The sequence below is a fragment of the Microbacterium caowuchunii genome, assembly GCF_008727755.1.
Lineage (GTDB): Bacteria > Actinomycetota > Actinomycetes > Actinomycetales > Microbacteriaceae > Microbacterium > Microbacterium caowuchunii.
The window spans coordinates 1,773,326-1,791,751 of record NZ_CP044231.1; the positions used below are offsets into that span (position 1 = coordinate 1,773,326).

15 protein-coding genes, 2 tRNA genes and 3 pseudogenes are annotated in these 18,426 nt (G+C 70.3%); 9 read left to right on the forward strand and 11 right to left on the reverse strand.

From position 1 onward, the window contains the following. The first annotated feature begins 1 nt into the window (after position 1). From F6J84_RS08420 to F6J84_RS08440, 5 genes and pseudogenes are all read left to right on the forward strand, one after another. A pseudogene (locus tag F6J84_RS08420) lies at positions 2 to 1,213 on the forward strand (PucR family transcriptional regulator). 86 nt (positions 1,214 to 1,299) lie between these two features. Further along, positions 1,300 to 2,217, forward strand: a complete 918-nt coding sequence (locus F6J84_RS08425) for an ACP S-malonyltransferase (RefSeq protein WP_275094014.1) — start codon at positions 1,300 to 1,302, stop codon at positions 2,215 to 2,217. Between the two features lie 7 nt (positions 2,218 to 2,224). Further along, a pseudogene (locus F6J84_RS08430) lies at positions 2,225 to 3,214 on the forward strand (beta-ketoacyl-ACP synthase III). 69 nt (positions 3,215 to 3,283) lie between these two features. Further along, a complete protein-coding gene (locus F6J84_RS08435) occupies positions 3,284 to 3,532 on the forward strand; it encodes an acyl carrier protein (RefSeq protein ID WP_150891609.1) in 249 nt (82 codons plus the stop codon). Positions 3,533 to 3,584: 52 nt separating this feature from the next. Further along, positions 3,585 to 4,821: pseudogene (locus F6J84_RS08440) on the forward strand (beta-ketoacyl-[acyl-carrier-protein] synthase family protein). A 141-nt stretch (positions 4,822 to 4,962) separates the two neighbouring features. Here the strand turns inward: F6J84_RS08440 and F6J84_RS08445 are convergent. From F6J84_RS08445 to F6J84_RS08460, 4 genes are all read right to left on the reverse strand, one after another. Beyond that, complete coding sequence (locus F6J84_RS08445; protein WP_150891611.1) at positions 4,963 to 5,466, reverse strand: DUF3145 domain-containing protein; 504 nt, start codon at positions 5,464 to 5,466, stop codon at positions 4,963 to 4,965. A gap of 149 nt (positions 5,467 to 5,615) precedes the next feature. Beyond that, positions 5,616 to 6,110, reverse strand: coding sequence for a GAF domain-containing protein (locus F6J84_RS08450; RefSeq protein ID WP_150972958.1), 495 nt, complete (start codon positions 6,108 to 6,110; stop codon positions 5,616 to 5,618). A 416-nt stretch (positions 6,111 to 6,526) separates the two neighbouring features. Next, positions 6,527 to 6,600, reverse strand: a tRNA-Ile gene (locus F6J84_RS08455). A 14-nt stretch (positions 6,601 to 6,614) separates the two neighbouring features. Further along, positions 6,615 to 7,595, reverse strand: a complete 981-nt coding sequence (locus F6J84_RS08460; protein WP_150974750.1) for a DMT family transporter — start codon at positions 7,593 to 7,595, stop codon at positions 6,615 to 6,617. A gap of 63 nt (positions 7,596 to 7,658) precedes the next feature. Here F6J84_RS08460 and def point away from each other — a divergent pair, with 63 nt between their 5' ends. After that, the gene (def, locus tag F6J84_RS08465) at positions 7,659 to 8,225 is read left to right on the forward strand and encodes a peptide deformylase (protein ID WP_150972959.1); all 567 of its coding nucleotides are present in this window, start codon (positions 7,659 to 7,661) and stop codon (positions 8,223 to 8,225) included. 18 nt (positions 8,226 to 8,243) lie between these two features. On the opposite strand, the gene F6J84_RS08470 is transcribed toward def, so the two are convergent. Further along, positions 8,244 to 9,668 carry an SPFH domain-containing protein gene (locus F6J84_RS08470; protein ID WP_191905617.1) on the reverse strand — a complete coding sequence of 475 codons (1,425 nt, stop codon included), beginning with the start codon at positions 9,666 to 9,668 and terminating at the stop codon, positions 8,244 to 8,246. A gap of 298 nt (positions 9,669 to 9,966) precedes the next feature. On the opposite strand from F6J84_RS08470, the gene F6J84_RS08475 reads away from it, so the two are divergent. After that, positions 9,967 to 10,530 (forward strand): chloramphenicol phosphotransferase CPT family protein, encoded by a 564-nt coding sequence (locus tag F6J84_RS08475; RefSeq protein WP_202980440.1) that lies wholly within the window; start codon positions 9,967 to 9,969, stop codon positions 10,528 to 10,530. 50 nt (positions 10,531 to 10,580) lie between these two features. Here F6J84_RS08475 and F6J84_RS08480 read toward each other — a convergent pair. The 5 genes from F6J84_RS08480 to dusB all read right to left on the reverse strand — a co-directional run bounded on the left by F6J84_RS08480 (position 10,581) and on the right by dusB (position 15,922). Further along, a tRNA-Asn gene (locus tag F6J84_RS08480) sits at positions 10,581 to 10,656 on the reverse strand. 52 nt (positions 10,657 to 10,708) lie between these two features. Next, positions 10,709 to 11,497, reverse strand: a complete 789-nt coding sequence (locus tag F6J84_RS08485; RefSeq protein WP_150972961.1) for an ATP-binding cassette domain-containing protein — start codon at positions 11,495 to 11,497, stop codon at positions 10,709 to 10,711. A gap of 33 nt (positions 11,498 to 11,530) precedes the next feature. Next, the gene (gene dnaG, locus F6J84_RS08490) at positions 11,531 to 13,399 is read right to left on the reverse strand and encodes a DNA primase (protein WP_150972963.1); all 1,869 of its coding nucleotides are present in this window, start codon (positions 13,397 to 13,399) and stop codon (positions 11,531 to 11,533) included. Next, on the reverse strand, positions 13,399 to 14,748 hold the full coding sequence (locus F6J84_RS08495; RefSeq protein ID WP_224785683.1) for a deoxyguanosinetriphosphate triphosphohydrolase: 1,350 nt from the start codon (positions 14,746 to 14,748) through the stop codon (positions 13,399 to 13,401). The genes dnaG and F6J84_RS08495 overlap by 1 nt, the downstream gene beginning before the upstream one ends. A gap of 13 nt (positions 14,749 to 14,761) precedes the next feature. After that, complete coding sequence (gene dusB / locus F6J84_RS08500) at positions 14,762 to 15,922, reverse strand: tRNA dihydrouridine synthase DusB (protein WP_150972965.1); 1,161 nt, start codon at positions 15,920 to 15,922, stop codon at positions 14,762 to 14,764. Between the two features lie 52 nt (positions 15,923 to 15,974). Here dusB and F6J84_RS08505 point away from each other — a divergent pair, with 52 nt between their 5' ends. Continuing rightward, positions 15,975 to 16,478, forward strand: a complete 504-nt coding sequence (locus F6J84_RS08505; RefSeq protein ID WP_150972967.1) for a glutathione peroxidase — start codon at positions 15,975 to 15,977, stop codon at positions 16,476 to 16,478. Between the two features lies 1 nt (position 16,479). Here F6J84_RS08505 and F6J84_RS08510 read toward each other — a convergent pair whose 3' ends face one another. Then, positions 16,480 to 17,163, reverse strand: coding sequence for a DsbA family oxidoreductase (locus tag F6J84_RS08510; protein ID WP_150972969.1), 684 nt, complete (start codon positions 17,161 to 17,163; stop codon positions 16,480 to 16,482). Positions 17,164 to 17,334: 171 nt separating this feature from the next. On the opposite strand from F6J84_RS08510, the gene F6J84_RS08515 reads away from it, so the two are divergent. Next, on the forward strand, positions 17,335 to 18,426 hold the full coding sequence (locus F6J84_RS08515) for a PIG-L family deacetylase (RefSeq protein ID WP_150972971.1): 1,092 nt from the start codon (positions 17,335 to 17,337) through the stop codon (positions 18,424 to 18,426).

Here is an 18,426-nt window from a genome sequence, read left to right on the forward strand (position 1 = left end):
GATGAGCCGATCCCCGGAATCGCCGGAGAAGTCTGAGACCCTCGCCTGGTTACGGCGCATCTCCGGGGATCTGGCCACCGTCACGCTGAAGCGGCTGGAGGACACCCTGCCGTGGTACGCCGACATGCCTCCGGGCCGGGTCGTCGGTGGGGCTGGTCGCGCAGGCGGGGATCACCTCGTTCATCCAGTGGTACGAGGATCCGACGTACACGCCGTCGATCGCGGCGGACATCTTCGCCGCCGCCCCCGGGAACTGCTGCGCAGCGTCAGCCTCACGCAGACGCTGCAGCTCATCCGGGTCACCGTCGAGGTGACGGAGGAGCGCGTCACCGGACGCGGCGAGGACCTCCGCGAAGCGATCCTGCTGTACTCGCGGGAGGTCGCCTTCACCGCCGCGGACGTGTACGCCCGCGCCGCTGAAGCCCGCGGCCTGTGGGACGCCCGGCTCGAGGCGCTCGTCGTGGACTCGATCCTGACGGGCGAGGCCGACGACGAGCTACCCAGCCGCATCGCGGCGCTCGGGTGGCATGGGCACGGCGAGGTCTCGGTGCTCGTGGGCACCACTCCCCCGCAGTTCGATGTGGACACCCTGCGGCGGATGGCGCGGAAACTCGGCGTCGACGTCCTCGTCGGCGTCCAGGGGTCGCGTCTGGTCCTCGTGATCGGACGGACGGATGCGGATCATCGCGCCGCAGAGGACGAATCCGGTCTCGCCTTCAGCGACATCGCGAAGCGGCTGGAGCCCGGGTTCGGCCCCGGCCACCTGGTGCTGGGGCCCACGGTCCCGGCTCGTCGACGCCGGTCAGAGCGCGCGGGCGGCCCTCGCCGGCTTCGCCGTCGCCCGAGCCTGGCGCAACGCCCCGCGGCCCGTGGAAGCGGATGACCTCCTCCCCGAGCGCGCGCTGGCAGGCGACCCCCTGGCCAAGCAGACCCTCGTCGAGCGCATCTACGGCCCGCTCCGCGCGCACAGCGCCGACCTCGTGACGACCCTGTGGAGCTACCTGGACAACGGCCCTCCCTCGAGGCCACCGCCCGGGAGCTGTTCGTGCACCCCAACACGGTGCGGTACCGGCTCAAGCGGGTCTCCGACGTGATCGGCTGGGATGCGACCGGGCCCCGTGAGGCGCTGATCCTGCAGACTGCCCTCATCCTGGGCGCGATCGGAACGGATGCGACACGGCGGCGGCCCGCCCCGACACGCCGCGGACGGTAGGAATTATCGGCCTTCGCCAAAGGAAGGCGCCATTCTTGTACCGATACCGCCAGGAGTTGACGCACAACATTGACAGGATGGAAAACGTGATCATCGGTCTTTTCCCCGGTCAGGGCTCCCAGACCCCCGGGTTCCTCTCCCCGTGGCTCGAAATTGACGGCGTCCGCGCGCGCCTCGAGTCCTACGCCGACGCCGCGCAGGTGGACCTGATCGCGGCGGGCACCGAGTGGGATGCCGACGCGATCCGCGACACGAAGGTCGCGCAGCCGCTCATCGTGGCGGCGAGCCTGCTGTCCTGGCACGCCCTGCGTGAGCGGACCGCCGCCGCCCCCTCCGGCGTCGCCGGTCACTCGGTCGGCGAGATCGCGGCACTCACCGCGGCCGAGGTGCTCACCGACGACGAGGCCCTGCGGCTGGTCGGGATCCGCGGCCGAGCCATGGCCGATGCCGCGGCGCTCGAGCAGACCGGCATGTCCGCCGTCCTCGGCGGGGACGAGCAGACGGTCCTCGCCCGCCTCGCCGAGCTCGACCTCGCGCCCGCAAACCACAACGGCGGTGGACAGATCGTCGCCCGGCTCCATGGAGGCACTCGCAGCGCTCTCCGCCGACGCTCCGCGCGGAACCCGCGTCATCCCGCTGCAGGTGGCCGGAGCGTTCCACACCCGCTTCATGCGTCCCGCGGTGGACGCCCTCGCCGAGGGCGGCCGCAGCGCTCGCCCCGGCCGAGCCCGTCCGGACGCTGTGGACGAACGGGACGGCACCGTCGTCACCTCCGGACCGCGCGCGCTGGACCTTCTGGTCGGCCAGGTGGCCGCGCCCGTGCGCTGGGATCTGTGCATGGCGTCGTTCGCCGAGCACGGCGTCACCGGGCTCATCGAATTCGCCCCGCCGGCACGCTGACGGGCCTCGCCAAGCGAGCCCTGCGCGGTGTGCCGAGTGTGGCCGTGAAGACGCCCGACGACCTGGATGCCGCCGTGGCGCTGCTGACCGAGGAGAACGCATGACCCGACGATCCGTCAGTCCACCGGACCGGCACACACGCGCATCTACTCGTACGGTGCAGCGCGGGGCGAGAACTTCGTGACCAACGACGAGCTGGTCGGCCCGATCGACTCCAGCGACGAGTGGATCCGTCAGCGCACCGGCATCGTCACCCGCACCCGTGCCGTGCCGACCACGAGTGCGACCGATCTGGCCTCGGCCGCTGCGGCGGAGGCGGTGGAACGGTCCGGGATCTCCCCCGACCAGATCGATCTCGTCATCGTGGCAACGGTGAGCAACGTCCGTCAGACGCCGTCGATGTCGGCGGTCGTGGCCGACCGCATCGGCGCCAACCCCGCTGCAGCTTTCGACACCAACGCCGCTTGCGCGGGATTCGCCTACGGCGTGGCGCAGGCCGACGCCCTCATCCGCGCCGGTGCCGCCACCCATGCCGTCGTGATCGGGCGGAGAAGCTCTCCGACGTGGTCGACCCGACCGACCGCAGCATCTCGTTCCTGCTCGGTGACGGTGCGGGTGCCGTCGTCGTCGGCCCGAGCGACACGCCGGGCATCGGCCCCACGGTCTGGGGCTCGGACGGCTCGAAGGCCGACGCGGTCGGCATGAATGCCACGCTCACCGAGTTCCGTGACGGCCTCGCCCCCTGGCCGACGCTCCGCCAGGAGGGGCCGACGGTCTTCCGCTGGGCGGTCTGGGAGATGGCGAAGGTCGCCCGTCGCGCGCTCGAGGCCGCCGGCGTCGAAGCGGCGGATCTCGCCGCCTTCGTCCCCGCACCAGGCGAACATGCGCATCATCGACGAATTCGCGAAGCAGTTGGGTCTGCCCGACACGGTCGTCATCGGCCGCGACATCGAGACGACCGGTAACACCTCCGCCGCATCCATCCCGCTCGCGACCCATCGGCTGCTCGAGGAGCACCCGGAGCTCAGCGGCGGCCTCGCCCTGCAGATCGGCTTCGGCGCAGGACTCGTCTTCGGCGCGCAGGTCGTCGTCCTTCCCTGACGCGGCCGACGCCGCATCTAGACTGATTCGCGGTCACCGACCCCTAGCCCCCAACCAGAAGGAGACATCATGGCCCTTTCGACCGAAGAGGTCCTCGCCGGACTCGCTGAGCTCATCACCGACGAGACCGGCATCTCGGCCGACGAGGTCGCGATGGAGAAGTCGTTCACCGACGACCTCGACATCGACTCGATCTCGATGATGACGATCGTCGTCAACGCCGAGGAGAAGTTCGGCGTGACGATCCCCGACGACGAGGTCAAGAACCTCAAGACCGTCGGCGACGCCGTCACCTTCATCACCTCCAACCAGGCGTGAGCCCCGCGGTGGGGGCGTCCGCCCCCACCGCTCGATCCACCAGAGAGTGAACATGACTTCGTCCCGCATCGTCGTCACCGGTATCGGTGCGTCATCGCCCATCGGCGGTACCGCACCCGAGAGCTGGTCCGCCCTGCTGAGCGGCGCCTCCGGTGCGCGCACCCTGGAACACGACTGGGTCCAGGAGTACAACCTCCCGGTCACCTTCGCGGCCGAGGCGATCGTGCGCCCCGAGACCGTCCTGGAGCGTCCGGTCGCGAAGCGGCTCGACCCCGCGTCGCAGTTCGCGCTGATCGCGGCGATGGAGGCATGGGCGGATGCCGGCAGCCCCGACGTCGATCCGGTGCGACTCGGAGTCGACTTCGCCACCGGCATCGGTGGCGTCTGGACGCTGCTGGATGCGTGGGACACCCTGCGGGAGAAGGGTCCGCGCCGGGTCATGCCGATGACCGTTCCGATGCTCATGCCGAATGCGGCGGCGGGCAACCTCTCTCTCACTTCGGCGCTCGGGCGTTCGCACGGACCGTCGCCAGCGCGTGCGCCTCCAGCACCGAGTCGATCGTGAACGCCGTCGAGCACCTGCGTGCGGGGCTCGCCGACGTCGTCATCGCGGGCGGCACGGAGTCGGCCATCCACCCGATCACCATGGCGTCGTTCGCGTCCATGCAGGCACTGTCCAAGCGCAACGACGACCCGGCCACCGCATCACGCCCCCGCCAGCGTCGACCGTGACGGATTCGTCATGGGCGAGGGGGCGGCTGCCCTCATCCTGGAGACCGAGGAGCACGCCCGTGCCCGCGGCGCCAAGATCTATGCCGCCGTCGTCGGCGCGGCGTCACCGCCGACTCCTACCACATCACCGCCAACGATCCCGAGGGCCACGGAGCCGCGCGCGCCGTCGAGCTCGCACTGTCGATGGCGGACGCCTCGCCGGACGACGTCACGCACATCAATGCGCACGCGACCTCCACTCCGGTGGGCGATCCCAACGAGTACCAGGCGCTGAAGATGGTGTTCGCGATCGCATCCACGACATCCCCGTCTCGGCGACCAAGGCATCCACCGGGCATCTGCTCGGCGGCACCGGCGCGCTCGAGGCGATCTTCACCGTCCTCGCGATCAAGGAGCGTCAGGCTCCCCCGACGATCAACCTGACCACGCAGGACCCGGCTGTGCCCTTCCGCATCTCCGGATCCGCGCAGTCCCTTGGCGCGGGCGACCAGCTCGCCATCAGCAACTCGTTCGGCTTCGGCGGACACAACGCCGTGGCGGCCTTCGCCAGCGTCTGATCCCGCACGGCCACGAAGACGCCCCCGGAGTTGATCCGGGGGCGTCTTCTCTTCGTATCGGGCGACGATGCGCTTTCTCAGTGCCGGGAACGAGTCGACCGGCCGCCGGTAGTCGCGCCCCCGTCGCCCGAGGTCTCGTGCTCAGCCCACCTTGTGGAGCCAGACCACGGGAGCTTCGTCTCCGGCGTGCCGGAACGCCTCGAGTTCGTCGTCCCAGGCGACTCCCAGAGCGACCGCCAGTTCGCGCTGCAGCTCCTGCATGTCGCCCGCCGCGATCTCCATCGCATACCGGATGCGGTCCTCACCGATGACGATGTTCCCGGCGCTGTCGGTCTGCGCGAAGTGGATCCCGAGATCGGGGGTGTGCAGCCAGCGTCCGCCGTCGCTTCGGGGCGTGGGATCCTCGCTGACTTCGAAGCGCAGGTGCTCCCACCCGTGCATGGCACTCGCGAGCGCCGCACCGGTGCCCGCCGGGGCCTCCCAGTAGAACTCGGCGCGCCGGCTTCCGGGCAGCACCGGCTGGTCGATCCAGTCGAAGTTCACGGCACGCCCGAGGGCGCGCCCGACAGCCCACTCCAGGTGCGGGCACAACGCGCGTGGCGCCGAGTGGATGAGCACCACTCCGCGCGCCATGTGAGCAGCCATTCTCTCTCCGATCCTCAGGTGCGTCTTCCCCTACGACCTGAACCCTGGAGAGGGCTGGTTATGAGATTGTTATGCCGCAATTATCCCCAAGGTGCCGACGAACCACAACCCTGTGATTTCGGGCCCCGGCGTGCTCGCCATGGCAGTGTTCAGGCGGCGCCATCCTTCTGCCCGTCCCACAGCGCGGCGCTCAGCGCGGACACCTCCGGGTCGTGGATCTCCTGCCAGTTCCGGCCGCCCCGCGCGAACGTCGCCCGCACCGCTGCGGGCAGGGCCGCCGGATCGACGGGCGCGGCCGTCCAGTGGCACGGACGCACGTGGACGAGGTCGACCGCCTCCGCCGGCGGGGAGGCGTCGTAGCGCCATCCACCGGTGAGCCGACCCAACCAGAAGAGGCCGTCCTCGTCCCTCGTCCAGACGTACGCGGCGTCCGGAACAGCGGCGAACCGCTCGATGCGCCGGGCCAGGCGCTCGTCGTACCGGACGGCGGCGAGGCGGGCCGCCTCCGCCGCGGTCGCCGGCACCGTTCCGAGCGCACCGCCGAAACCGCAGAGACCCGCCGTCAGCGCCCGCTCCACGGCTGCCCCGGGCGGCACGTCATCTCGCCGGGACCGCATGGGGGCGCGGTAGACGGGATGCGGCATGGATCCTCCGGAGGCTCTGCCCCAGGTTATCGCCGCCCATCCCGCGTCCGGCGTCCGGCGTCCGGCGTCCGGCGTCCGCACGATCCGCCGACGACACGCCGGCCGGCCTCGGGGGCGCGGCGGCGTGGCGCGGGTGACGTCGTGCGCACGCGTCGGGCATGGCCGGGTCAGGGCGTCGGCGTCACCGACCGGGGGCCGTCCGACGTGGTGCGGTTCCGGGTGTGGGACGAGGTGAAGATGACGGCGATCGCGGTGATGCCGACCACCAGGTGGAACCCGATGTCGAAGCGGGTCGGACCTTGTCGGAAGCAACCCGAACACCTCCTCGTCCACGATCCCGAGGATGGCGCGGAGTCGGCGACGACGTTCCGCACGAGGCGAAGATCGCCGGCGGTAGGCGGCCTCGTCGAGTGTTGTAGGGCGGGTGGGACTTGAACCCACGATCGTCGGGTTATGAGCCCGCTGCCTTCACCAGCTTGGCCACCGCCCCCTGCTGCACCGAGCCTACCGCGGCGACTGGCCGCCGTCCGAGTCGCGGCCGCGCAGGAACGGGAGCTCCTGGCTGTCGCTGACGATCTGCGGATGGTTCCTGGTCAGGGAGAAGACGCCGTAGACGGCGACGACACCGGCCACCACGAATCCGACGATCGCCCAGACACCGGCGGTCGCCGCCTCCTGCAGGATCACGAGCCCGATCAGCACCGCCACCATCGGATCGATCACCGTGAGCCCGGCGATGACGAGGTCGGGCGGGCCCACCGAGTAAGCGGTCTGCACGAAGTAGGCCCCGACCGAGACGGCTACCAGGAGGCCCACGATGCACAGGATGGTCAGCCAGGTGAAGTCCCCCGACTGGATGTTCTTGATCACGACCTTGGCGAGCGTCGCGACGAAGCCGTAGATGATCCCGGCCGCGGCGATGTAGAACAGGGCCGCCTGGCCGTGGCGGCGGCGCAGCACCAGCCAGAGCCCGCAGAGCACCACGAGCACGACGGCGAGCAGGATCAGGATGGTGATGAGCTCGTGCTCGGAGATCGGCTGCTCCGCCGCGACGAAGGCCGCGATCGTGACGAAGATGAGGATGCCGCCGACGCACGCGATGATCGAGCGGATGGACGCCCCGGTCGGCCGGTGCCCCGAGATCCGGGCGTTCAGGAGTGTGGTGATCACGAGGGAGATCGCGCCGAGCGGCTGGACCAGGATGAGTGGCGCGAACGCCAGCGCGCCGAGCTGGCAGGCGATCGCCAGACCCAGCATGACGGTGCCGAGCACCCACGACGGGCGGGACAGCAGCTGGAACATCTGACTCCCGCTGAGACCGCGCGACCCGGAGGTCCCGGAGAGCCGCTCGACCTTCATGACGCCGCGGTGCTGGTACTGCGCACCGAACGACATGAACACGGCGCCCAGCAGCGCCAGCGGGATGCCGAGGAGGATCGCCGGGTTGCGGAAGACCCCGATCAGGTCGTCCGCCATTCCGGTCATCGTCATTTCCGCCGCGAGCACCCTATGACATTAACGGCCAACCCGGCTCGGTAGGCTCAAGGCGTGGCCGTACTCCCGATTCGCATCATGGGCGATCCCGTCCTGCACTCCCCCGCAACCCCCGTCGGAACCATCGACGACGAGATCCGCACCCTGGTCGCGGACATGTTCGAGACCATGGACCGCGCCCCCGGCGTCGGGCTCGCCGCCCCGCAGGTCGGCGTCGGGCTCCGGATCTACACGTACTCCTACGCCGACGACGACGGCTCGCCGTGGCGTGGGGTCTTCATCAACCCGGAACTGTGGATGACGCCCACCGAGCCCGGCGATCCCGACCCGGACGAGGAGTCCGAGGGATGTCTGTCCTTCCCCGGCGAACGGTTCCCGCTGCGGCGGTCCGACCGCGTCCGCGTGACGGGTCTCGACCTGGACGGCCAGCCGGTCCTCATCGAGGTGGACGGATGGCGCGCCCGCATCATGCAGCACGAATTCGACCACCTCGACGGCATCCTGTACGTGGATCGTCTCAGCGACTCGGATTGGAAGACGGCACAGAAGATCGCCCGCAAGCGCGGGTGGAACCGCCCCGGCAACTCCTGGATGCCCGGCGTCGACGACCTCGAGGGCTGACGCGCCGGGCCCCGCGCATCAGGGGGTCTGCGCGCTCGCCGCGCCCATCTCACCCGACGCGGGCTGCGGCTCCCGCGAGCGACGCCCCTGGGCCGCGGCGAAGCCCTCGCTTCCCTCGGCCATGGCGTGCCCGATGGCCCGGCCCTGGATGATGTTGGCGAGGTCGATCCCCGTCGCGGCACGGACGGCCTCGAACGTGGCGCGCAGACCCGTCGCGGACTCTGCGGCCAGATGACCGCTCGCACCCTCGCCACCGAGGACCGTGATGGACCCGACCTTGTCGTAGCCCTTCGCGAACTCGGCCATCATCGGCACGAGCGCCTCCAGGGCACGCTGCGCCAGCAGCGCCTCCTGGTTGCGGCTGAGCGCTTCGGCCTCGGCGCTGATCGCCGCAGCACGCGCGTCACCGGCGGCACGGATGGCGTCGGCGTCCGCCTCGGCGCGCTTGCGGGTCGCGATGGCCTCCTGCTCGGCGATCTCGGCCTGCGCCTGCGCGGCCTTCACCTTGGCGTACGCGTCGGCGTCCGCGGCGCGCTGGCGCTCGTAGAGGTTCGCGTCGGCGACCTTCTGCACCTCGGCGTCCAGGCGCGCCTGGGTGTTCTCCGCTTCCTGCAGGAGCACGGCCTGCTGGCGCTCGGAGCGTGCGAGGGCCTCGGCCTGCTCCGCTTCGGCGTTGGCCCGGCCGACCTCGGCCTTCGCCGCCGCGGAGTTCTTGTCGAGCGCCGTCTGCTCGATCAGGTTCGCCTCGTCAGTGGAGATCTGGCGGCGCCGGATCTCGCGGATGGCGTCGATCTTCGCCACTTCCGCCTCGCGCTTGACCCGCTCGACCTCGGTCGCACCCAGGGCGGCGATGTAGCCGTTCTGGTCGGTGATGCCCTGGATCTGGAACGAGTCCAGGATGAGGCCCTGCGACGACAGGTCGGCTTTGATGCCCTCGGCGATCTGGTCGGACAACCGCTGCCGGTCGCGCATGAGTTCCTCGACCGTCAGCGTCGCGACGACCCCACGCAGCGCACCCTCCAGCTGCTCGGTCGTGAACTGCTCGATCGCCTTGTCCTGCGAGGCGAAACGCTCCGCCGCACGCCGTACCGACTCGGGGTCGGAGCCGATCTTGACGAGCGCCACACCGCTGACGTTGACCGTGACGCCGTTCGAGGACTGCGCCGTCGGCTCCATCTTGATCTGGCGGGCCCGGAGCGAGATCATCTCGCCGCGCTGCGTGAGGGGGTTCACGATCGCGCCGCCGCCGGTGATCACCGTGATGCGCGACGTACTGCCACTCGATATCTTCTGGCGCTTACCGACGATCACGAGCGCTTCGTCCGCCTTCGCGACCCGATACCAGGCGCGAACGAGGATGGCTGTGATGATTGAGACGATGATGATCACCACGACGGCGATCACCGCGATCAGCCCGACCAGTCCGAGTGCAGCGAACTCCATGGGTTCTCCCTCCAGGGCATACGGCAGCACCTGTGGCGGGGCCGGCCTGGGGCCACTCTATCCAGACGCATCCGCCGAAGGGGAGGGGTTGTGGACGGCCGGTACAGGCGGCAGGGCGTGCGGGCCGGGTGGACGTCGGGGCGCGCAGAGCCGGGTAGACTGATACCCGAGGTCGCCGCGTCATCTGCGCGGCCCTCGACCGAAGGCCAGGGCTTCCACCCCTGGCCTTCACCTTTTCGCCCCCGCGGTTCCGCGGCGGGTTCTGCGCCCGCCGAGCGTCGTCCGCTACTCTCAGCGAGTGTCCGCCCGCTGCAGCCCCCAGGTGATCGTGCTGAACGGCGGATCGAGTTCGGGCACGTCATCGATCGCGAGAGCGCTTCAGGAGCGGCTCCCCGATATCTGGCTGACGTTCGGCGTCGACACGTTCATCGACGCGCTGCCGGGTCGCGGCGACAGTCCGCGGGCGGGAATCAGCTTCGAACCGGACGGCACGGTCACGCTCACTCCGCGGTTCCAGGATCTGGAGAGGAGTCGGTACCTGGGGCTGAGCGCCATGGCGGCCTCCGGCGCACGACTGATCCTCGACGAGGTGCTTCTCTCCGGCGGTGCCGGCCAGGACCGCTTGCGATCGACGTTGAGCAACGCCGTGCTGTTCTGGGTCGGGGTGCGCTGCAGCCCCGATGTCGCGGCTGCCCGAGAAGCCCTCCGGCCCGACCGTGTCGTGGGAATGGCGCGGCAGCAGGCCGGCAGGGTGCACGAGGGAGTCGTCTACGACCTCGAGGTCGATACGACCTCTCGTACCGCCGACGAGTGCGCCCAGGAGATCGCGGCGGAGCTCGGACGGCGGGTACTCCCCGAGTAACACCCTCGAACGAAAGAACTCCCTTGACGAATCAAGGGAGTTCTTCGTGTTGGCTCCCCGGCTTGGACTCGAACCAAGAACCTATCGGTTAACAGCCGATTGCTCTGCCAATTGAGCTACCGAGGAATGCTGTCCTTCTTGCGAAGGCAACCCCACTATCGTAGCAAAACTCAGAGGGTCATGATGACACCAGACGGCGATCCGCCTCAGAACTCGGTGTCCAGGTCATCTTCTCGATCCCGTGACCGAATCCGACGGCGTGTCCCGCACGCAGTGCCAGCACGTCCGCGTCGAACCTGGCCACGCTCTCGGCCTCGTTCGCGACGAGCAGCAGGGACATCTCGTTCTCGCGCTGGCGGCGCTCGAGCGCCGCGCGGACGACCTCGCGCGCCTCGACGTCGAGGTTCGCGAGCGGCTCGTCCGCGATCACCAGTCGGGGATCCAGCATGAGCGTCCGCGCGATGGCGACGCGTTGCCGCATACCCGCGCTGAGCTCGTAGGGGTACTTCCCCGCCGCGCCGAGCGGGAGTCCCAGTTCGTCGAGCAACGTGGCGATCCGGAGCGCCAGCGCCCGCATGTCGACCTTCCGATGCCGGCTGGTCACGGGCTCGCCGACGATCTCACTCACCGTCAGCCGGGCGGGCAGACCCGGTCCGTCGGTCTGGCCGAGGTACCCGACCGCGACGGTCAGGAACCGGTGGCGCCGGCCGGGGCGGCGGACCGAGATGCCCTCCACGACTGCGTCGCCCCCCACGACCGAGACGCCGTTGCCCGCACGCCCGGCCAGGGCCGCCGCGAGGGTGGACTTCCCCGACCCGGTGGAGCCGACAAGGATGAGCGCGGCTCCGCGTCCGAGGGTGAAGCTCACACCGTCGATCACACGCGCCCGGGCGCCGCGTCCGTCCGTGTGGGCGATGCTCAGGTCGCTGCAGACGATGCTGTCCGCGGCTGTGTCGCCCTTGGTCATGTCAGCCATCCTGCCGTCTGTGCGCGCGGGGCGCTACTGCTCCGCGGTCAGCCGCTGGCGCACCGCGTCCAGCTCCCGCATCCGCAGGCGCATCGCACGCCCACCGTCCGAGTCCGGCGCGACGCGCTGGATCGCGCTGAGCAGCTCGCGTTTCTCCTGCTCCACCGAACGCAGCCGGATGCGGCGGCCGAGATCCTTCGCGGATGTCACCGCGTGCTGGTCGTCACTGGCCGGGAAGTCCCCCGTGAGCAGTTCCGCGGCGAGCGAGCGGTACGGCTCCCGCACGGCGTCGACGGCCGCCGCAGCCCAGTTCGGACGGGTGTGGTCGGGCACGGCCGCGACGCTGGAGCGGACCGCCTCGAGGGCGGGATGCCGGAACGGCTCGACCAGCGCGGCGCGCAGCTCCTCCGGGTCGATGCGGTGGCCGTACTGGAGGAACCCCATCAGCGCGTCCCGCTCGAGGGCGACGTCCGCGCTGCGGGGCAGCGAGGCGATGGTCACGCGCGGGGTCTCCGGCGCAGCTTCCGGCTGCCCCGGGCCGTTCTCGCGCGGACGGCGGGGAGCCGCATCCTCGGCGCGCGCACTGCGCCCCGCCCGCTGCACGGCCTGGGACACCTCGGCGAGCTCCAGCCCGAGCCTCCGCGCGAGCACCCGGGTGTAGCCGGGACGCAGGGAGGGGTCCCGGATCTCGGCGACGATGGGCGCGGCGGCACGCAGCGCGCCGGCCCGGCCCTCGACCGAACGGAGGTCGTAGGTCGAGACGCGCTGGTCGATGACGAACTCGTACATCGGCACCTTGGTCTCCATCAGGGCCCGGACGGCCCCGTCGCCGCGCTGCAGCCGCAGGTCGCACGGGTCGAGACCCGCCGGCGCCACCGCGACGTACGTCTGCGCGGAGAAGCGCTTCTCCTCCCCGAACGCACGCAGGGCGGCCTTCTGCCCGGCCGCATCCGGGTCGAAGGTGAAGACGACCTCCCCGGTGGCGGAGTCATCGCCCATGATGCGGCGCAGCACGGTGATGTGGTCGGTGCCGAAGGCGGTCCCGCACGTCGCGACCGCCGTCGTGATCCCGGCGAGATGGCACGCCATGACATCGGTGTACCCCTCCACGACCACGACGCGGTGGTCCCGGGAGATGTCGCGCTTGGCGAGGTCCAGCCCGTACAGGACCTGGGACTTGCGGTAGATCGGGGTCTCCGGGGTGTTCAGGTACTTGGGTCCCTGATCGGATTCCAGCAGCTTGCGGGCGCCGAAGCCCAGCACCTGACCGGTGACGTCGCGGATCGGCCAGACCAGGCGTCCGCGGAACCGGTCGTACACCCCGCGCTGGCCCTGGGAGACGAGACCGGCGGTGGTCAGCTCCTCTCGGCTGAAGCCCTGCGTGGTGAGGGCGTCCATGAGCGCCGACCACCCGGGCGGGGCGAAGCCGACGCCGAAGTGCGCGGCCGCGCCGGCGTCGAAGCCCCGCTCCCCCAGGAACCGCCGGCCGACCTCGGCCTCCGGGGTGAGCAACTGGGCGCGGAAGAACTCCGCCGCGGCGGCGTTGGCGGCGTACAGCCGGGCACGCCCCGAGGTCTCCGGCGCCGGGCCGCCACCCTCCTCGTAGTGGAGCGTGAATCCGATCCGGCCGGCGAGCCGCTCGACGGCCTCGGTGAAGGACACGTGGTCCATCCGGCGCAGGAACGTGTAGACGTCGCCGGATTCCCCGCATCCGAAGCAGTGGTAGAAGCCGACCTGCGGGCGCACGTGGAAACTCGGGCTGCGTTCGTCGTGGAAGGGGCACAGGCCCTTCATGGACCCCACGCCGGCGTTCTTGAGCGCGACCCGTTCGCCGATGATGTCCGCGATGTTCGTCCGGGCCTTGACCTCTTCCACATCGGCTTGCGCGATGCGGCCGGCCATCAGAGACCCTCGAGCGGCTCGGGCAGGGCGTACTCGGGACGCGACACCGCCTGGCCGCCGGGCAGCCAGATCCCGAGGGACTCGCTGTCGATCCGGCCGACGAGCCGGTGATGCCATCCGAGCGCCACGCCGTCGGTGAGGCTGGCGACCTGATCCACCACGACGCGCTGCCGTGCCGCATCCGTCTCCGCCGCGGCGAAGTCCTCCGCGTGCACCGAGTCCAGCTGACCGGGATCGTCCCACAGGGCGGAGGCCAGGCGCTTGAGCACCCGGCGCTGTTCCTTGTAGAGGCCCTTGCGGCCCTCGATGGACACGACGAACGCCCCGATCGTGCCCTTGAGCACGGCCATCTCCGCCTCGATCACCCGCGGGACCACCACGTGGCCACGGTAGCGCGTGAGCGAAGGCGCGTCGTAGGCCTCCCGCGTCGCCGCGGTGGCGGCCCGCGCGAAACGGCCGATGAGGTCGGAGGTCAGGTTCTTCAGCCGGGCGTGCGCGGCGCGGGATCCGTCGAAGGCCGGGATCCACTCCGGCATCCGGGTGAGCCGGAACAGTGCGTCCTCCAGCTCGTCGCGGGTGAAGTCGTATCCCACCCACGTCTGGATCGCACTGAGGATGGCACTGTGCTGGCGGGGGTCGGACAGCCGTCGCGGATCCAGGTAGCCGTTGACGATGGCGTCCTCGAAGTCGTGCACCGAGTAGGCGATGTCGTCCGACAGATCCATCACCTCCGCCTCGATGCACCGGATGCGGCCGGGCGCGCCCTCCCGCATCCAGCGGAAGACCGCCTCATCCTCGGGATACACGCCGAACTTGAGCCTGCCGCCCGGGTCGGGCACCGGGCTGTCCACGGTCCAGGGGTACTTGCAGGTGGCGTCGAGGCTCGCCCGGGTGAGGTTCAGGCCGAAACTCTCCCCGTCCGCGCCGACGACCTTCGACTCCAGCCGGGTGAGGATGCGCAGCGTCTGCGCGTTCCCCTCGAAGCCGCCGATGTCCTCAGCCCATTCGTTGAGCGCCCGCTCGCCGTTGTGACCGAAGGGCGGATGCCCCAGATCGTGACTCAGGCACGCCGTGTCCACGACATCCGGCGCAAGCTGCAGCGCGGTCGCGAGTTCCCGGCCGACCTGGGCGACCTCGAGCGAGTGCGTCAGGCGGTTGCGGGCGAAGTCGGCCGGACTCGCCGGGCTGAGCACCTGCGTCTTGGCCGCCAGGCGGCGCAGCGACGCCGAGTGGAGCACCCGCGCACGGTCGCGGGCGAAGTCGTCACGCTGGGACCGGTGTCGTTCGACGTGGAAGCGTTCGGCATCCGCTGCGTCGTATCCCGTGGGCCGACCGGTCGTCGACTCCACCGTCCTGATCTCATCAGCCGCCACTGGTGTCGAGCTCCGCTTCCGCCAGGTACTCGGCCGCATCCGCGCCGAGCTCACGACTCTCCAGCCACCGATCGGGCAGGGCGGGTCGCTTCGGAGTGCCGGCACGCCCGCGCTGGCCCTCCGCCGCGGCACCCGGGTACGGGGCGTCCGCGTCCAGCAACGTCAACAGGTCGTCGATCTCGGCGAGCGAGGAGGCGGTGGCGAGACTCGCCCGCACGTCACCGCCCACCGGATACCCCTTGAAGTACCAGGCTACGTGTTTGCGGATGTCGCGGCATCCGCGTCCCTCGTCCTCGAAGAACTCCACGAGCAGCTCGGCATGGCGGCGGAAGGCCTGTGCCACGAAGCCGAGGGTGGCGTCGACCGGGGCGGATCCCTGGCCACCCCCGAAGGCACGGGCGAGGTCACCGAAGAGCCACGGCCGGCCGAGGCAACCGCGCCCGACGACGACGCCGTCCGCACCGGTCTCCGCCATCATCCGCACGGCGTCCTCCGCCGACCAGATGTCGCCGTTCCCGAGCACCGGGATGCTGGTCACGGCCTGCTTGAGCGCCGCGATGGCCGCCCAGTCCGCCGTGCCCGAGTAGAACTGCGCGGCCGTCCGCCCGTGCAGGGCGACCGCGGCCACCCCGGCGTCCTCGGCGATCCGGCCCGCATCCAGGTAGGTGAGGTGATCGTCGTCGATGCCCTTGCGCATCTTGACCGTGACCGGGATGTCGCCGGCGTTCTCGACCGCGGCGCGGACGATCGCGCCGAACAGGTCGGTCTTCCACGGGAGGGCTGAACCGCCGCCCTTGCGGGTGACCTTGGGGACCGGGCAGCCGAAGTTGAGGTCGATGTGGTCGGCGCGGTCCTCCTCGGCCAGGAGCCGTGCGGCCTTGCCGACGGTGACCGGGTCCACGCCGTACAGCTGCACCGAACGCGGGACCTCGGATTCATGGTGGCGGATGAGGCGCATCGTGGTGGCGTTCCGCTCGACGAGCGCGCGCGAGGTGATCATCTCGCTCACGTACAGGCCCGCTCCGTACTCGCGGCACAGGCGACGGAATGCGGTGTTCGTGATGCCCGCCATGGGGGCGAGCACCACCGGGACGTCCACCTCGATCGGCCCGATCCGCAACGCGGAGGCGGGGGCGAGAGTCGTGGTCATCCTCCCATTCTCCCAGACCCCGGCACCCCTCGGCGGCAGTAGTCTGTGCGGCATGACCGACACGAGCGCCACGGACCTGCGCAGCATCCCCTTCCAGACCGCGGATGGGACGGAGCAGACCCTGTCCTCCTTCGGCGACCGGCTCTTCCTGATCGTCAACGTCGCCTCGCGGTGCGGGCTCGCACCCCAGTACGAGCAGCTCGAGGAGTTGCAGCGCACGTACGGGGACCGCGGCCTGCAGGTGCTGGGATTCCCGTGCAATCAGTTCATGGGCCAGGAGCCGGGCTCGATGGAGGAGATCCTCGAGTACTGCTCCACCACATGGGGTGTGTCGTTCCCGGTGGAGGACAAGATCAAGGTGAACGGCGCGAACGCGGCGCCGCTGTACAAGGCGCTGAAGAAGGCGAAGGACGCGGAGGGCAAGCGCGGACCGATCGTGTGGAACTTCGAGAAGTTCCTCCTCACGCCGGACGGCGACGTCCACCGGTTCCGTCCGACCGTCAAGCCGGACGACCCGGCGATCGTCGCCGTCATCGAGGCGAACCTCCCCGCCTGAGTCAGTCCGCGGTCGCCACGGCGGCCGGAGTGCGCTCGGCCCACACCTGGCGGGTGATCTGCGCGAACGCGTCCGCGGGCTGGGCACCGCTCACGCCGTACTTCCCGTCGATCACGAAGAACGGCACGCCCGTGATGCCGTAGGACTGCGCCTGCGCCTGGTCCTCCCGCACGGCGGGCAGGTACTGCTCGCTCTCCAGCGCCCGCCGGATCTCATCCCGGTCCAGGCCGACCTCGGCGGCGAGGTCGACCAGCCCATCGATGCGTCCGACGTGCGCGCCCTCCACGAAGTACGCCGACATGAGCCGCTCGGCCATCTCGTGCTGGCGACCCGCCGCCTTCGCGGCGTGCAGCAGCTCGTGGGCCTTGACGGTGTTCGTGTGCCGGACGTGCTCGAAGTGGTACTCCAGCCCCGCCTCGGCTGCCACCTGCGTCACGCGGTCGAGCATCTGCTCCACCTGCTCGCGCGGCATCCCCTTGTGACCGGAGAGGAAGTCGATCTCGTCCCCGTCGAAGTCGACCGGGGTGTCCGGCGAGAGCTCGTACGAGTGGTACGTCACCTCGACCGCGGGCGGGTCGTCCTCCGCGGCTACCACCGCGAGCCCCTTCTCGAGATTGCGCTTGCCGATGTAGCACCAGGGGCAGGCGATGTCGCTCCATACGTCGATTCGAATCGGGTCTGTCATAACGGACGAAACGTCCGAGGGCGCCGGACGTATTCCCGGATCGTCATGCGAATTCCCGCCGCATGGCACGCGGGATGCCGGGGCGTCCCGCATCGGGAGGGCGAGATGTGGGAGTATGCAGGGAGATGACTGTGGGGGTCGTCTCTTGCAGCATCCGGGGGAATCAACATCGTGGGGTCGCATCTTCGCGCGCGCCCGGCGCGACACAATCGTCGCCGCCGGCAGGCCGTCATCACCACCGTCATCGCCGTGCTCGTGGTCGCGGCGTCGGGAACCGCCGCGGTGGCCTTCATGCCCGGCCTCCCGAAGTCGCTGCTCCCGGCCACGAGCACCCCTTCGCCCGCACCGGTCGCCGAGCCCGCCGAGGAGCCTGACGTCCCCGTCGAGGAGTCGGCGATCCCGGAAGAGCCCGCTCTCCCTCCGGCGCCGGTCTCCCCGGCCGCGCTGGCCTGCACAACGACGTCGCTCATGTCGGTGTGGGCGCACCAGGACGACGACCTCATCTTCGCCAACCCGGACATCTCCGCCGCGATCGCCGGCGGTGAGTGCGTGCGCACGCTCTACCTCACCGCAGGGGATGCCGGTAAAGGCGCCGGCTACTCCACCTCCCGGGAACTCGGCATCCTGCGCTCCTACAACGTGATGCGCGGCGCAGAGTCGTTCTGGGACGAGCACACCGTGACGCTCCTCTCCGGCGCCGAGCTGACGATGTTCACCCCGCAGGGAAGCACCGACACCGCGGTGGCGTTCCTCCGGCTTCCCGACGGGGGCCTCTCCGCCGGAGGCTTCCCCGCCACCGGCCACACCAGCATGCCCATGCTGTTGAACGGGTCCATCGCGACGATCGCCCCGATCGACGGCGGTCCCCCGGTGAGCGCGGAGGGTCTCGGACACACGATCTCGGAGCTCATCTCCGCCTGGGGGCCCAGCCGGCTCTTCACGCACACGCCCGGCGCGTCCACCCTCTCGCACGGCGACCATCCGGACCATGCCGCCACCGGCACGCTCACCCGCCAGGCCTGGCAGGCCGTCGGCTACCCGGTGGACGCGGTGCGCTACTTCATCGGCTACCCCTCGGAGCACATGCCGGTCAACGTGAGCGGCGACGTCCTCACCCACAAGGTCGACGTCTACCGCACCTACGCGAAGGAGGACGTCGTGATCGCCTGCGCCGACAACGCCGCGTGCCTCAGCCGTCGCGGGTTCGGGGCGTGGCTGCAGCGGTCCTACGCCAAGACGGACGCCGAACTCGGGATCGGCTGA

Coding starts and splice junctions, on each gene's coding strand:
- dusB (WP_150972965.1), bottom strand. CDS start 15,922: ATGACCACGACTCTCGCCCCCGCCTCCGCGTTGCGGATCGGGCCGATC.
- F6J84_RS08505 (WP_150972967.1), top strand. CDS start 15,975: ATGACCGACACGAGCGCCACGGACCTGCGCAGCATCCCCTTCCAGACC.
- F6J84_RS08460 (WP_150974750.1), bottom strand. CDS start 7,595: ATGACCGGAATGGCGGACGACCTGATCGGGGTCTTCCGCAACCCGGCG.
- F6J84_RS08435 (WP_150891609.1), top strand. CDS start 3,284: ATGGCCCTTTCGACCGAAGAGGTCCTCGCCGGACTCGCTGAGCTCATC.
- F6J84_RS08450 (WP_150972958.1), bottom strand. CDS start 6,110: ATGCCGCATCCCGTCTACCGCGCCCCCATGCGGTCCCGGCGAGATGAC.
- dnaG (WP_150972963.1), bottom strand. CDS start 13,399: ATGGCCGGCCGCATCGCGCAAGCCGATGTGGAAGAGGTCAAGGCCCGG.
- F6J84_RS08470 (WP_191905617.1), bottom strand. CDS start 9,668: ATGGAGTTCGCTGCACTCGGACTGGTCGGGCTGATCGCGGTGATCGCC.
- F6J84_RS08445 (WP_150891611.1), bottom strand. CDS start 5,466: ATGGCTGCTCACATGGCGCGCGGAGTGGTGCTCATCCACTCGGCGCCA.
- F6J84_RS08485 (WP_150972961.1), bottom strand. CDS start 11,497: ATGACCAAGGGCGACACAGCCGCGGACAGCATCGTCTGCAGCGACCTG.
- F6J84_RS08510 (WP_150972969.1), bottom strand. CDS start 17,163: ATGACAGACCCGATTCGAATCGACGTATGGAGCGACATCGCCTGCCCC.